Source organism: Spiroplasma cantharicola, assembly GCF_001281045.1.
GTDB lineage: Bacteria > Bacillota_I > Bacilli_A > Mycoplasmatales > Mycoplasmataceae > Spiroplasma_A > Spiroplasma_A cantharicola.
The window spans coordinates 16,650-31,244 of record NZ_CP012622.1; the positions used below are offsets into that span (position 1 = coordinate 16,650).

Here is a 14,595-nt window from a genome sequence, read left to right on the forward strand (position 1 = left end):
ATTTTTTAAACAAGTATAATAATAAAAGTGAATTCTTAAGGAGAACAAAATTATGGATATGGAAATTAGAGCAATAAGTGAAAAAAATAATGTAAAAATATCAATAGTTGATATTTCAGAAAGTTTTAATGAAATTGCAAAATTGCAAAATACTAACCCTTTAGCTTCAGTAGCTTTAGGTAGAACAATTATTGATAATGCTCTTGTGAGTTTATCTTTAAAAGATGGAAGTAAAATGACAACTAATTTAAATGGAATGGGTCTTGGTGGTTCAATAATTGTTGAGTTCCAAGATAAAAAAGTAAGGGGATATATTCAAAATCCAAATTTTGAAATTGATAAAATTAATCTTGAAGAGGGAAGTGCTTTATCACAAGTTGTTGGTAAACAAGGATTTTTACAAATATCTAGAGATAATGGGGAAAGTACTCCATATACTTCAAGAGTTGAAATAATTTCAGGAGAGGTCAATTTTGATTTTATGTATTATTTACAACAAAGTGATCAGGTTAATTCTTTAATTACTTCAGCTGTAGAATTAAATGAAGATAATACTATTAAAAAAGCATGTGGAATAATTATTCAATTACTTCCTGGTTTTAAAGATGAAGATATTGACTTTATTGAAGAAAAGATAGGTACATTAGATCATTTGGTTAAAACTTTAATTGAAACAACTAATTATGAATCTCTAATAAAAGATATTTGTAAAGATGCAAAAGTATTAGGTATTGGTGAATTAAAATTTGAATGTACTTGTAATATTGAAAAAGTAGTATCTTCAGTTAAATTACTTGGAGAAAAAGAAATTAAAAAAATAATTGAAGAAGGAGAATTAGTTGAAGTTGTCTGTGACTTTTGTAAAAAACAATATAATGTAAAGCCAAATGAAATTATATAGTTTTTATGTTATACTATTTTAGGTGTATTTAAGTTCTATATTAAGGAGTTTAATATGGAAGAAAAAGATTTAAAACAACAAAAAAAAGTCGAAGCGGAATTAGCACAATCAGAAAAGATTGAAGATAAAAAATTAGCTAAAAAAACTTCTGTGGGAACAGATCAAACTCTTATAAGAGAATTTGAGCATGTTGAGTTACCTTTAGTAACTGAAGAGGGAGTTAAAGGATTAAAATTAAAAAATAAAATCCAAAAACAAAATACTTCAAAATATTCAAAAAAAATATTAGAAGGTAAAATTGTGTCTACAACAGGTAACAAACCTGATTTAGAAAAAAACGTTATTGAGCTATACAACGTAAAAAGATGATATGTGACTGGAGATATGTTAACTCCTGTGTTACGCGGTGTGGACTTGAAACTTGAAAAGGGTAAATTTATTGTAATACTTGGACCATCTGGTTCAGGAAAAACAACTTTATTAAATACAATCTCAGGATTGGATAAAACATCAGAGGGTGATGTTTTCGTTCTAGGTAATAACTTGTCTTTATTAAAAGACTCTCATTTAACAAAATTCCGTAGAGAAAATGTTGGTTTTATTTTCCAACAATATAATCTGCTTTCAAATTTGACTGCAAAAGAAAATGCAGAAGTTGGAGAAAACTTAAGTAAATCAAAAGAAAATAAAATGTCAATTGAAGAAATCTTTAAAACTATTGGTATGGAAGAACAAATGAACAAATATCCACATCAAATGTCTGGTGGACAACAACAAAGGGTTTCTATTGCTAGGGCCTTAGCAAAGAACCCAGAAATCCTATTTGGTGATGAACCAACTGGAGCACTTGATGAAGAAATGGGTAGAAAAGTATTAGATATTCTTGTTGATGTAAAAGAAAAATATAATACAACTGTAATAATTGTTACACACAACCCAAATATTAGTGAAATTGGAGATACTGTAATACACGTAAGAAATGGTTTAATTGATGAAATTAAACATAATAAGTCTCCTAAAAGACCGTCTCAAATTGACTGATCATAGTTCAAAAACTAAAAACTACAAATGGATAATTTGTAGTTTTTTTAATATTAAAATGACTTTAAAAAAGTATATAATTATAAATGTTAAAGGTGGAGAAGTTATGCCAATTTTTAGTTTCAAAGGTGTAGAAGAAAATCACCTTAAAGAGTATTTTAAGCAAATTGAAGAATTAGCTTTAATTATGAACACAGATGTTAAAAAAATAGTTTTTTGAAATGATTCAAGTATTTTAATTGGGAATGGTTATGAAAAAGATGCAATTCAAGTAAAAATTGAATGACTAGCAAGACCATTGAAACAAGAAGAAGTTGTTAAACATATTCAAAATTTCTTTACAAAAATATCAAAGAATATATATGTCATATTTGAAGAAATAAATAATTTCTTATATATAAATGGAGAAAATAAAGGTTAATGAAAATTAGAAATATAGATATAAAAGGCAAAGTATTTTTAGGTCCTATGGCAGGAACTACAAATGCAGCTTTTAGAATTATTTGTAAAGAAAAAGGAGCTTCTTTAGTATATGCTGAAATGGTTAGTACAGAAGGTTTAGTTCATAACAATCAAAAAACTAAAACGATGATTGAAGTATCAGAGTTGGAACATCCAATAACTTTACAGATTTTTGGATTTGATGTTGAATCATTTGTTGAAGGGGCAAAAATTGTTGAAGAGTTTTCTGAGTGCGATGTTATAGATATAAATATGGGATGTCCTGCACCAAAAGTTGCATTGCGAAGTCAAGCAGGAGCTAATTTATTAAAATATCCAGAAAGAGTTGGAGAAGTTATTAAAGCAGTTGTTGAAAATACTTCAAAACCAGTTACAGTAAAAATGAGAATTGGTTGAGATGATGAAAATAGAAATGTAGTTGAACTTGCAAAAATAGCTGAACAAAATGGTGCGAGTGCTATTGCTGTTCATGGTAGAACAAGAAATCAATTTTATAATGGTAAAGCTGATTGAAGTTGAATAAAAAAAGTTAAAGAGGCAGTTAATATTCCAGTAATTGGAAATGGTGATGTTTTTGATGGACCATCAGCTAAAGCAATGATTGAAGAGACTGGTTGCGATGGAATAATGATTGCAAGAGCAGCACAGGGTAATCCATGAGTTTTTAGAGAAATACAACATTATCTTGATACTGGTGAGTTTTTAGAAAAACCAAGTTACGAAGAATGAAAAGCAACAGTAACAAGACACGCAAATATTCTTATCGAAATGCGTGGAGAAGAATTTGCAATTAGAGAAATGAGAAAACAGTTACTTTGATATTTAGGAACATTAGGTTCAGATAATAAAATAAAAGAAATGAAAAAAATGGCAACAACTATTGAATCATTGGAAGATATCAAAACAATATTTAAGTTTTATGAAAATGGAAATGTAGGAGAATAAGAAAATGAGCAATAATTTTGAAAGAAATTTTTCAGAGCAAGAAAATATTAGAAGAGAAAAATTGAAAAAACTTATTCAAGATAAGAGAGATCCATTTATTGAAAATGAATTTAATAAATCTCATTCTTTAAATGAATTAAAAGAAACATTTTCTTCATTTTCAAAAGAAGAACTACAAGAAAAAACAAAAATTAAAATTTCTACAGCAGGAAGAATAAGACTTTTTAGAGAAGCAGGTAAAAAAGCGATTTTTGGAAATATTCAAGATCAAGATACATCATTGCAAATTTATGTAAGACAAGATGAAATAGGTGAAAAAGAATTTGAATATTTTAGAGATTTAGATCTTGGAGATATTATTGGTATTGAGGGTATCATGATGAAAACAGATCATGGTGAATTAACTATTCGAGTTAAAAATGCTAAATTACTTACAAAGGCTTTAAAACCATTACCAGATAAACATCTTGGTATTGCAGATATTGAAGAAAAATATCGAAGAAGGTATGTAGATTTAATTGTCAATCCTGAATCAAAACAAGTTTTTATTGATAGAACAAAAATTATAAGAACTATTCAATCAATTTTAGATTCAAAGGGATATATGGAAGTTGAAACTCCAATTTTACAATCTGTAAGAGGTGGAGCAAGTGCAAAGCCTTTTATAACTCATTATAATGCACTCGACAATGATTTCTTTTTAAGAATTGCAACTGAATTACATTTAAAAAGATGTATAGTAGGTGGCTTTGATGGAGTTTATGAAATTGGAAGAATATTTAGAAATGAAGGTATAAGTACAAGACATAATCCCGAATTTACTTCTGTGGAACTTTATGTTGCTTATAAAAATATGGATTTTTTAATGAATCTATGTGAAGAATTATTTAAACAATGTTCATTAGCTGTTAGAGGAACTACAAAAATAAATTATGCTGGTCATGATTTAGATTTAGCAAAACCTTTTAAAAGATGACATATGGTTGATGCAATTAAAGAAGTTTGTGGTGTAGATTTTTGAAAAAAAATGACTTTTAAAGAAGCTTGCGAAATTGCTAAAAAACATAAAATTAAAGTTGATAAACATCATTTCTCAGTTGGCCATATTATTAATTTATTTTTTGAAGAATTTGTAGAGGCCAAAATTATTGAACCAACTTTTGTTTGAGGACATCCAAAAGAAATTTCGCCGCTTTCAAAATTAAATGCAAAGGATTCAAGATTTACTGATAGATTTGAATTATTCATTATTAACAGAGAATACGCAAATGCTTTTGCTGAATTAAATAACCCAATTGATCAGTATGAAAGATTTATGGATCAAATAAAAGAAGCAGATGCAGGAAATGATGAAGCAAATGATATGGATATTGATTTTATAGAAGCTTTAGAATATGGAATGCCTCCAACAGCTGGAATTGGAATTGGAATTGATAGAATGGTTATGCTATTGACAAATTCTGATTCAATAAAAGATGTATTGCTCTTCCCTCAAATGAAACCAAGAGGTATCTAATGAAATATGGTATAGCTTTAGGATATGTATCAAAATTAAATTTCAAAGATACAATTAAGGGAATAGAATTCATTAAGGAAAATATTTTTTTCTCTTTAAAAAATAAATTTAATTTATTGAATACATCAAGTGCTTTAATAACAAATAAGGCAGTATGATTAAATGATGATTTTCAACAAACAAAAAGACCAATTGATTTTGATATAGTAAGTCAAAATGAATATGGTGAAATTATGCAAGCTAACAATAAATGAAGAAGATACTTTTTAAGGAATTTAGAAAATAGTGAGCAAAACATAAAAGGTATAATAACTAATTTTATTACAGTTAATAGAGATGCTATTTTAGATAATACAAATTCATTAATATATGAAGAAATAGGATTGGAAATTCTAGTTGAAGAAGTTGAAATGGAATTTTTAAATAATACTTTAATAGATATTTATAAGCTTTTATGCTCTATTGATTTAAAAATTAGTGAAAAATTTGAAGAGTTAAATAATTTTCATTATTCAAAGACTTTAACTTTTGTAACTTATAATAAGCTTAAAGAATTATATCCGTTATTGACTTTTACTGAAAGATTAAATAAATTTGGAAAAGATAATGGTAGTTTTGTAATTCAAAATTATGTTGAAAGAATCCTTAATCAAAAAAATATTGGTCAGTTTTCAGAAGATGTTTTTAATTTAAAAACTTACTCTAAACTTTATATTTATAATGGTGAATGTGAAAAATCTATTTCAGTTGCTTATGCAGGTTTTCAAGTTGATAGAAAAACTTTAAAAGAACAAAATTTAATATTAAAAGAAAATAGCAAAATCAATAATGAGTATAATCATTTAATAAAATCAAATGAGCTACCTTTAACTTTATCAATTGGGGTTTTAATAAATAGAGTTGTTATGACAATTCTTGAAAAGCAACATATTGGGGAAGTTCACTCTTCAATATGAGGTAAAGATTTTGTAGAGTATTGTAAGTCAAATAACATTAATATTTTTTAATCACAACTCTGTTGTGGTTTTTATTTATAATTAGAAAGGTGATAAAAAATGGTGTCCTTAATTATTGTTGCAAATGGTTCAAGTGAAAGATTTGGACAAAATAAAATGTTAGTTAAAATTGAAAATCAATTTTTAGTAAATCAAACAATAAGTAATTTTTATAATATTAAAGATATTAAAGAGATTATTTTGGTTTCAAATAAAGAAGTTTTTAATGTAATTAAAGATAATAAAATTATTTTAATTGAGGGAGGAGCTACAAGATCAGAATCTGTAAAAAAAGGTTTAGCAGTTTGTAAACAAAAATATGTTTTAATTCATGATGGAGCAAGACCTTTTATATCCAAAAATTTAATTATTTCTATTATAGAAAATTTAAAGCTCCATGATTGTGTAGTACCAGTTTTAAAAATCACAAATTGTTTAAAGCTTATTAAAAATAATAAAATTAAAACTGTCAATAGAGAAGAATACATTCAAACTCAAACACCTCAAGGGTTTAAAACTGAATTAATAAAAGAGGCTTATGAGAAAAAAAACATTGAAGCTTTTGATGATTGCCAATTAATTGAAAAACAAAATAATAAAATTAAATTTATTGATGGTGATGATAAAAATATTAAGATAACTTTTAAAAATGATTTAAAAAGTTACTCTTAATTTCAATCTATCTTGAATAAACATTAATTTTTACTATATAATAAATAAGCGAGTTAATTTTTATTAACTCCTTGCCTTTAACTAGGCCAAAAGACCATAAGGAGATAGAATATGATTAGAAAATACGAAATAATGTATATTATTGATCAAGATGTTACAGATATTAAAGCTGTACAAAAGAAATTACATGACATACTTACTAATAATGGTGGAAAAATTTTAGAATCAGAAGATTGAGGTTTAAAAGATTTTGCATATGTAATTAAGAAAAAGAAAAAAGGTTACTATACTGTAGTAATTGCAGAAACAGACTCTACAAATATTAATGAATTTGAGCGTGTTTCAAGAATTGATAAAAACGTTGTGAGATATCAAGTAATTAATACTGAAAATGAAAAAAGATATATTCAATCAACAAAATTATCAAAAACTGATATGTCAAAATTTAAAGAAGAGAAAAAACCTTCAAGAGGATTCGATAGAAGAATGCCAAGAAGAGATGATAATAGTCAACCACAAGAATTTAGCGAAGCAAAAATTCAAAAAGAAGTAAAAGAAGTAAAAGAAGTAAAAGAAGTAAAAGAAGTAAAAGAAGTAAAAGAAGTAAAACCAAAAGATACTTCTAAAACTGAAACTAAAGAAGTAAAAGCACCAAAATCTAAAGATGAAGTTGCTTAAAATATTTGAAGGAGAATTTAAATGAACTCAGTAAATTTAATTGGAAGAATAACAAAGGACCCCGAACTTAGAAGTTCATCAAATGGAAAATCTTTTGTTGCATTCACACTAGCTGTTAATGAGTTTTCTGGTGGAAATCAATTTACACAATTTGTACCTTGTTTTGCATGAGAAAAAACAGCTGAAAATTTGGCTAAATTTGTAAAAAAGGGAGCTCAAATTTCTGTTGAGGGTTCAATTAATGTTAGGCAAGAAAATAATAACGGACAATTTTCACAAATTGTTACAGTTAGAGCTAACAGAATAGAATTTTTAAATGGGACAGGAAGTAATAATCAATCTGGGTCAAACAATTCATTTGAATCAAATCAATCAAAACCAACCGCTCAACCATCATCAAATAATTTTGATTTTGATTTAATAGATGATTCAAAATCTTCAAATGATGATTCAATTTTATGAGAAGACTAAAAGAGGAGAATAAAAAATGAAAAAATTTGTAAGAAGAAAAAAAGTTAATTTCTTTGCAAAAAACAATATCGATTATATTGACTATAAAGATGTAGATCTTTTAAAAAAATTTATATCAGCTAATGGGCAAATATTACCAAAAAGAGTAACAGGTACATCACCTAAACATCAAAGAATGTTAGCTATTGCAATTAAAAGAGCAAGAGGTATGGGACTTTTACCATTCGTAGTTCAATAATAATTTTTAAACACCACCAAGGTGTTTTTTTATTTGTTATAATTATTAAGGTGAAATAAATGAAAGTAATTCTATTAACTGATGTAAAAAATTATGGTAAAAAAGATGATGTTGTAAATGTATCAGATGGATATGCAACAAATTTTTTAATTCCAAAGGGATTGGCAATTGTCGCATCAAAAGGTGACTTAAGTCATTTAAATGTTAGAAAAAGAAAAGAAGAAGAAGTAAAAAAAGATAAGGAAATCGAATTAAATAATTTAAAAAATAAACTTGAAACTCTTGAATTGAATTTTAAAATAAAAACAAAGGATGGTAAACCCTTCGGTTCAGTTTCACTTTCACAAATTACAGATAGAATCAAAAAGGAATTTTCAATAGATTTAGATAAAAGAAAATTTGAAAAACATGAAAATATTAATAAGCTTGGATTGTATTATTTAAAAATAAAACTTGATTTAAAAATTATTGCTACTTTGAAAATCTTTGTAGAGGGTACAGAATAATGAAAGAAAATATAGATATTAATATTGAAAGTGTTTTAATTGATTCAGAAAAAGCAGTATTAGCAATTGCAATGCATTCACCAAAAGCAAGTTTTGATATTTTAACACAACTAAATTCAGAAGATTTTAGTTTAGAAAAACATCAAATTATTTTTGAAGCTATAAATACAGTTTCAATTAATAGTCAAAATATAACAATTACAAAACTTGCAGAATATTTGGAGGATAAAAAAGTACTTGAAAAAGTTGGAGGAGTTTCATATTTATCTGATGTTTCAGGATACTTTTATACAGATGAGGGTTTTGAAGATTATGTTGAAATAGTTTTTAAAAATTCAATTGGAAGACAATTAGATAGAGCACTAATACACATTAAACAATTGAGGGAAAGTAAATCACCAATTGATGAGGTTTTTGTTATTGCTCAACAAAAAATCTTGAATATAAAAACAGATGTTAAAAAAGATGACGCAACTGAAGTTAAAGAAACTGTAGTAGATGTTATTAAAAAAATTGAAGCTTTAGAAAAAAATGGTGGTTTAGTAAATGGAGTTCCATCAGGGTTTTCAGATTTAGATCAAATTACTAATGGATGACAAAAGGGAGACTTTATAATTTTAGCTGCTCGTCCATCAATGGGTAAAACTGCCTTTGCACTTAACCTTGCTGTAAATGCAGCTGAAAGACAAAAGGGAGTTGCTTTCTTTTCTTTAGAAATGCCTAAGGAACAATTAGTTCAGCGTATTCTAAGTTCAATTTCTGGTATAGAGTCTAGTTCTTTAAGAAATGCCCAAGGACTTACAACAGAAAAATGAGCTAGGATTACTGCTGGGGGAGAACAAATAAAAAATATGAATATTGTTATTGATGATACTCCAGGAATTACTGTTTTACAATTACAATCAAAACTAAGAAAAATGAAAAGAGATTTTGGAGTAGAAATTTGTTTTATTGATTACTTGCAATTAATATCTTCTATGTCAAATAAATTTGACAGTAGACAAAATGAAGTGGCAACTATTTCTAGACATTTAAAAAAAATAGCTCGTGAATTAAATATGCCAATAATTTGTTTATCACAATTATCACGTAGTGTTGAAAAAAGAGAAGAAAAGACACCTCTTATGTCTGACTTAAGAGATAGTGGTGCTATTGAGCAAGATGCAGATATAATTATGTTTTTATATAGAGATGCCTATTATAAAACAAAGGAATATAATTTAACTTCTGAAGATCCAACTGATGAAACAGATGTTATAATATCAAAACATCGTAATGGAGCTACAGGACTTATTAAAGTAAACTTTCTTAGAAGTTATGGTAAATTTATTGATCAGTCTAAAAATTCCTAATGCTTTTTTGCTTAAAATAAGGTAAAATATAATAAAGATTTTTTAAAAGAGGTTAAATTATGAAAAAGTTATTGTCAGTTTTAGGTTCATTACTAGTTGTTGCCCCAAGTGTATCAGCTGTTGTATCTTGTGGTATTGAAACAAATCCAGTAAAATTTAAAGTCGATGGAAAAGATGAATTTAAAATTGCCAATGAAAAAGTAGGCTTTCAAAAGCTTTTTGGTAGTGTGGCTACTCTACCTATTTTAGCTAATTTAGTTTTGGAATCTTTATCTTTCACTGAAAGTAAATACATTGGTGAGAAAAAAAATGAAGCAAAGACTTTTTTAGGTGAAAAAGGAATAGCAATGTCTTTAGAGAAAATCTTTAATGATGGTCCAAAAGATTTTATTGAGTTCATTGATAATAGTCAAGATGATAATGACAATGACAATTTTCAAAAGTATTATGAGGCTCCAATAAATTCAAATTTTGTCGAAATTAATTATGACTTAGGTATTGAAAAATCTGAGTTAGCAAGCGAAAATGATAAGTGATCAGCTTCAAAAGCTTCGGTTTATAAATCAGAAAAAGTCTTAACAATGAATACAAAAATTGAATACAAAGATGGTAAAGTTCAAAAAATTGAAGAGAATCAAAATGAAAATCCCAAAAATCTTAAAGATTATATTGAACTTACATGAGAGAAAACAAAATACAAAGATTATTTTAATAGTGGAGATTTTACTAAATATAAAGATAAAAAAATCTATAATATGTCTGAGACAGAAGCAAAGGAACTTTATACAAAAATCAAAGACTCTGGAAGTGATAAAATGAAAGAGGATTTGGGAGTAAATAAATTATCTCAAGATCAATTTAAAGTTTTACATACTCAATTAAATAAAGTTGATGAAAAATTTAAAAATGGTATTTTAATGCCTGGAAAATTTGAAAAGAATTTTTCTCAAACTAAAGCAAGTTTTATTAAATCTAGTGAAGGTAACCCAGTTGAAGAAAGAAAAGATATATCAGAGGGTGTTAATTTTTATACTACAAATGATGGAAAATCAATGCAAGCACAGGTTGTAGGTTTTAAAGAAAATAATAAAAGAACTTTCATTTATGGAAAATCAGATGAAGGACAGCAGTTAAGTATAGACTTTTTATTTAATGTGCCCAAGGATAATAAATATTCTCCTAAGGAAAAAAACTATATAATTAGACTTACTTTAGAAAATTTATTTGTAGGTTATCAATTAAATGGAATTACCTTAGAAAAAGGTTTTGATGATAAAGATAAAAAAAGAGAAGATGAAGTTATATATTGATATGAACCAAGTATTTATCAATTTACGAATGAAGAAATTTTTAAACCTGGTAATAGCAATGTATTTAAAGATTTGAAAAAGGTAAAATTGGAAATAGAAAAAGAAAAATAAAAAATTAATAAAAAATAGGAATGAGAGGTTCACTATGAATTACTACGTAAAATTTGAAAATGATTTTTTTAATATAGTTGATGGAAGAACCAATCAAATAGTGGCCTCTTTCATTGGAGAATTGGAAGCCAATAAATTTATACAATCTCTTATTAAAACTGGCAATAAGAGTCTTTCTAATTGAGAACAACCTCAAAAAAATAATTTCTCTAAAAATGCTGCAATACATGAAGATCCATTTAAATTAAAATTAGGGAAAACAGCACCTTATGGAGTATCTGACCAATATTTAAATGAAAATAGAGTAACAAAACCGGAATTAATAAATAATGTCCAAAATGGAATACCACAACAAGATTCTGGAAAAAGCGAAGTACCAAGTATTGTACAAAATTTTATCCATTCAACTTATCCTAGTGTACAACAACCAGTTTATGGTTATCCACCTATGCAACAACCAGTTTATGGTTATCCACCTATGCAACAACCAGTTTATCCGACATATAATGGTCCAACACAAAATTTCGGAATAATGAATGGTCAAAATAGTGCACCAGGAGCACCATTTCAAAGTGTTGGATATCCTCAACCTCCAACTAATTTTAATAATGATATGTATAATCAACCAAACAATTATTTTAATCAAGAACAGTCTAACTCAAATAAATTATCAGGTCAAATAAATAATCTTTCTGATCAACTACTTAATTTAAGTGGAAAGGTAAATAGTATTTCTGACAAATTAAAAAATGAACAGAATCAAGCTATTATAGATAATCAAAATATTCAAATTGAACAAAGAATTCAAGAATTAAAAGAGCTTGAAGAAAAGCAAAAAAATGAAAAATTAAAAGAACTTCAAGAAAAGCAAAGCTATGAAGAATTTAGAAGATTTCAAGAAAGACAAAACTATGAAGAACTTGAAAAAGAAAATAATTTAAATAGTGATGAAGATATAGAAATTAATCAAACAGTTCAAAATTTTAAAGATTTACAACAATATCCTGAGAATGAAAATGAAAATGAAAATGAGAATGAAAATGAAGAATTTAAGTTTGGATTTAATGATAATACTATTTCAATTGATTCAAGTTTATTTGAAGAAGATAAATTGGGAGCTATTATTCAAGAGGGAAAAAAATTTATAAATAATACAGATGATGATAGTTTAGGAGAAGTTTCTGCATATAAAGAAATGAGTAATTTTTCTAATTATGAAGAAAATATTGAAACAAAAAGTAATCAAGAAAATTTTATTTTAGAAGATGATCTAAAAATGATTAATCAAGATTTTAATGAAACTCAAATATCAAATAAAGATAGTTCTGGAATTCAAAATGAAAAAGGTAAAATATTAGGTCTTGAAGATTTGCCAACAGTGAGTGCTGATTTTAATGAAACTCCAACTTTATATCTAAGTGAGGTTGCAAGTGAATTAATTAAGGAACATCAAGAAAATAAAGAAGTAAATGAAATAGAACAATTAAAATCTAAAAATGAAAATATAACTATTGATGATACTGAATTTGATGATTTTAATCCGGAAGATCTTAATGAACAATATCAAGAAAAATTAGATTCTGAGGTTATACCATTAAAAAAAAGTGATCCTAATGTAATTGATTTGGGACCAGTTTTAGAAGATGATCAAATATTTTCTACTCCTAGGAAAGATGCACAATTAGAAGATTTTGAAGAAACACAACTATCTAAAAAAGAAAAAAAACAATTAAGAAAAATAAAAAAAAGAGAAGAAAATTCTAGAAAGAAATACGAAAAGTTACTTAAATAATGAATATATTAAAAGAATTAAGCGAAGAGTGAATAGAGTTATTTTCTACTGATGATATTATTAAAGATATCAATAGCATTATTAATAAAATAGAAGATTTTGAAAATATATATCCTAAAAAAGAAGATATTTTTAAAGTGTTTAATCTGATTAAACCTCAAGATATTAAAGTAATAATTATTGGACAAGACCCTTATCATGGTAAAAATCAAGCAAATGGAATAGCTTTTAGTGTATCCAATAATGTTAGAACTCCGCCAAGTTTAAGAAATATTTTTAAAGAATTAAGAAGTGATCTTGGTATTGACCATTCGCAAAATAATGATTTATCAAATTGAGTTAAACAAGGAGTTTTTTTAATTAACTCTTGTTTGACAGTTGAAAAGGGAATACCAAATTCTCATAAAAATTTAGGCTGAGATAAAATAATTTTAAAAATTTTAAATCAAATTAATAAAGTTAACAAGGATATAATTTTTTGTTTGTGGGGAAATTTTGCAAAAAAACTATATAATAGTCTTGTATTTAAAAATGAGAACGAAATTATTTTTTCTGCTCATCCGTCACCATTTAGTTTTAAAAATGGTTTTGAAAATAGTAAACCTTTTTCAAAAATAAACTTAATGCTGAAAAATAATAATAAAAAAGAAATTTTTTGAGAATACTAAGGAGCAAAAATATGAACAACATTAGTAAATGGTTATTAGAGGGTAATAATATGGCCTATGCAATGTCTGCATTTATAGGTTTCTTTATTGCTATTTATTTTTTTTATAATGCAGTTTCATATTGAGTTCTTAAAGAAAGATACCATGGTATAAGATTTACTACAAAAAATATTGCTTATATAACAATGTTTACAGCAATAAATGTAAGTGTTACTGTTGTTATTTCATTAACTTTACCAATTACTGTCTTTCCGCCAATTAGAATTGCATTTGAAGGTGTTATGGTAAAAATAACGGGCTTTATTTTTGGTCCAATAATTGGAGTTTTAGTTGCTCTTATTACAGAAGTTTTAGTTATGATTTTTGTACCTTCATTTATTCACCCAGCTTTTATAATTGTAATAATTTGTTATGGGTTTATTGCAGGTATCGGGTCAAGTTTTTTAAGACTAGGTAAGGGTTATAATTGAGTACCAGTACTTTTAATTAATTTATTTTTAATTTTATTTGCTATTTTTATAGTGTTTGTAATTAGTGCTTACCCAGATGATGAAAAAATTAAGATTTTAAGTTTTGAGGTTTCTAAAGAGGTTTATAAATGAATTTTTTTAGGCTCAATAATTATTTGTCTTGGATTATTTTGAATAATTTATTTTGCACTTTTATTCAAAGGGCAAAGAAAGACCTTACATGTGCTATTGCCAATAATACTTTTTGCAACAGCATCAGAGTATTTGGTAACAGCCGTCATTTCTGCATGAGGTGATGCAGGATTTTTAGGAATACCATCAGAAGGTGGTTATACAGCAATGTTTATTGGAAGACTTGTTCAAGCTCCATTAAAAATAATATTTAATTCTGCGGTTTTATATTTAACTTATAAAGCTGTAGCTCCATTGATTAAACGAGATAGATAGTGATACTAGAGGTAAAAATA

Annotated in this window: 16 protein-coding genes; all 16 read left to right on the forward strand. The window is 26.4% G+C overall.

Translation table 4 applies throughout. From position 1 onward, the window contains the following. Positions 1-52 precede the first annotated feature (52 nt). The 16 genes from SCANT_RS00070 (at position 53) to SCANT_RS00145 (ending at position 14,575) form a co-directional block, all read left to right on the forward strand. On the forward strand, positions 53-901 hold the full coding sequence (locus SCANT_RS00070; protein ID WP_053945707.1) for an Hsp33 family molecular chaperone HslO: 849 nt from the start codon (positions 53-55) through the stop codon (positions 899-901). 54 nt (positions 902-955) lie between these two features. Continuing rightward, on the forward strand, positions 956-1,948 hold the full coding sequence (locus tag SCANT_RS00075; protein ID WP_053945708.1) for an ABC transporter ATP-binding protein: 993 nt from the start codon (positions 956-958) through the stop codon (positions 1,946-1,948). A gap of 52 nt (positions 1,949-2,000) precedes the next feature. Further along, positions 2,001-2,363 carry a DUF1904 family protein gene (locus SCANT_RS00080; RefSeq protein ID WP_053945709.1) on the forward strand — a complete coding sequence of 121 codons (363 nt, stop codon included), beginning with the start codon at positions 2,001-2,003 and terminating at the stop codon, positions 2,361-2,363. Then, on the forward strand, positions 2,363-3,349 hold the full coding sequence (gene dusB, locus SCANT_RS00085) for a tRNA dihydrouridine synthase DusB (protein WP_053945710.1): 987 nt from the start codon (positions 2,363-2,365) through the stop codon (positions 3,347-3,349). The genes SCANT_RS00080 and dusB overlap by 1 nt, the downstream gene beginning before the upstream one ends. A gap of 4 nt (positions 3,350-3,353) precedes the next feature. Next, positions 3,354-4,865, forward strand: coding sequence for a lysine--tRNA ligase (gene lysS, locus SCANT_RS00090; protein WP_053945711.1), 1,512 nt, complete (start codon positions 3,354-3,356; stop codon positions 4,863-4,865). Then, on the forward strand, positions 4,865-5,872 hold the full coding sequence (locus SCANT_RS00095) for a class-II aminoacyl-tRNA synthetase family protein (RefSeq protein WP_053945712.1): 1,008 nt from the start codon (positions 4,865-4,867) through the stop codon (positions 5,870-5,872). The genes lysS and SCANT_RS00095 overlap by 1 nt, the downstream gene beginning before the upstream one ends. Positions 5,873-5,920: 48 nt before the next feature. Continuing rightward, positions 5,921-6,532: an IspD/TarI family cytidylyltransferase gene (locus SCANT_RS00100; RefSeq protein WP_053945713.1), complete on the forward strand. Its 612-nt coding sequence runs from the start codon at positions 5,921-5,923 to the stop codon at positions 6,530-6,532. Between the two features lie 111 nt (positions 6,533-6,643). After that, a complete protein-coding gene (gene rpsF / locus SCANT_RS00105) occupies positions 6,644-7,210 on the forward strand; it encodes a 30S ribosomal protein S6 (RefSeq protein ID WP_083434181.1) in 567 nt (188 codons plus the stop codon). 21 nt (positions 7,211-7,231) lie between these two features. Further along, positions 7,232-7,681, forward strand: a complete 450-nt coding sequence (locus tag SCANT_RS00110; protein ID WP_053945714.1) for a single-stranded DNA-binding protein — start codon at positions 7,232-7,234, stop codon at positions 7,679-7,681. Between the two features lie 16 nt (positions 7,682-7,697). Further along, positions 7,698-7,919 (forward strand): 30S ribosomal protein S18, encoded by a 222-nt coding sequence (gene rpsR, locus SCANT_RS00115; RefSeq protein WP_053945715.1) that lies wholly within the window; start codon positions 7,698-7,700, stop codon positions 7,917-7,919. Between the two features lie 59 nt (positions 7,920-7,978). Continuing rightward, on the forward strand, positions 7,979-8,425 hold the full coding sequence (gene rplI / locus SCANT_RS00120; RefSeq protein WP_053945716.1) for a 50S ribosomal protein L9: 447 nt from the start codon (positions 7,979-7,981) through the stop codon (positions 8,423-8,425). Continuing rightward, the gene (gene dnaB / locus SCANT_RS00125) at positions 8,425-9,777 is read left to right on the forward strand and encodes a replicative DNA helicase (RefSeq protein ID WP_053945717.1); all 1,353 of its coding nucleotides are present in this window, start codon (positions 8,425-8,427) and stop codon (positions 9,775-9,777) included. Before rplI ends, dnaB begins: the two co-directional genes overlap by 1 nt. Positions 9,778-9,836: 59 nt before the next feature. Further along, the gene (locus SCANT_RS00130) at positions 9,837-11,198 is read left to right on the forward strand and encodes a lipoprotein (protein WP_053945718.1); all 1,362 of its coding nucleotides are present in this window, start codon (positions 9,837-9,839) and stop codon (positions 11,196-11,198) included. A gap of 34 nt (positions 11,199-11,232) precedes the next feature. Beyond that, on the forward strand, positions 11,233-12,990 hold the full coding sequence (locus SCANT_RS00135; protein WP_053945719.1) for a hypothetical protein: 1,758 nt from the start codon (positions 11,233-11,235) through the stop codon (positions 12,988-12,990). Further along, complete coding sequence (locus tag SCANT_RS00140) at positions 12,990-13,658, forward strand: uracil-DNA glycosylase (protein ID WP_053945720.1); 669 nt, start codon at positions 12,990-12,992, stop codon at positions 13,656-13,658. Before SCANT_RS00135 ends, SCANT_RS00140 begins: the two co-directional genes overlap by 1 nt. Positions 13,659-13,669: 11 nt before the next feature. Further along, the gene (locus SCANT_RS00145; RefSeq protein ID WP_053945721.1) at positions 13,670-14,575 is read left to right on the forward strand and encodes a hypothetical protein; all 906 of its coding nucleotides are present in this window, start codon (positions 13,670-13,672) and stop codon (positions 14,573-14,575) included. Positions 14,576-14,595: the final 20 nt, after the last annotated feature.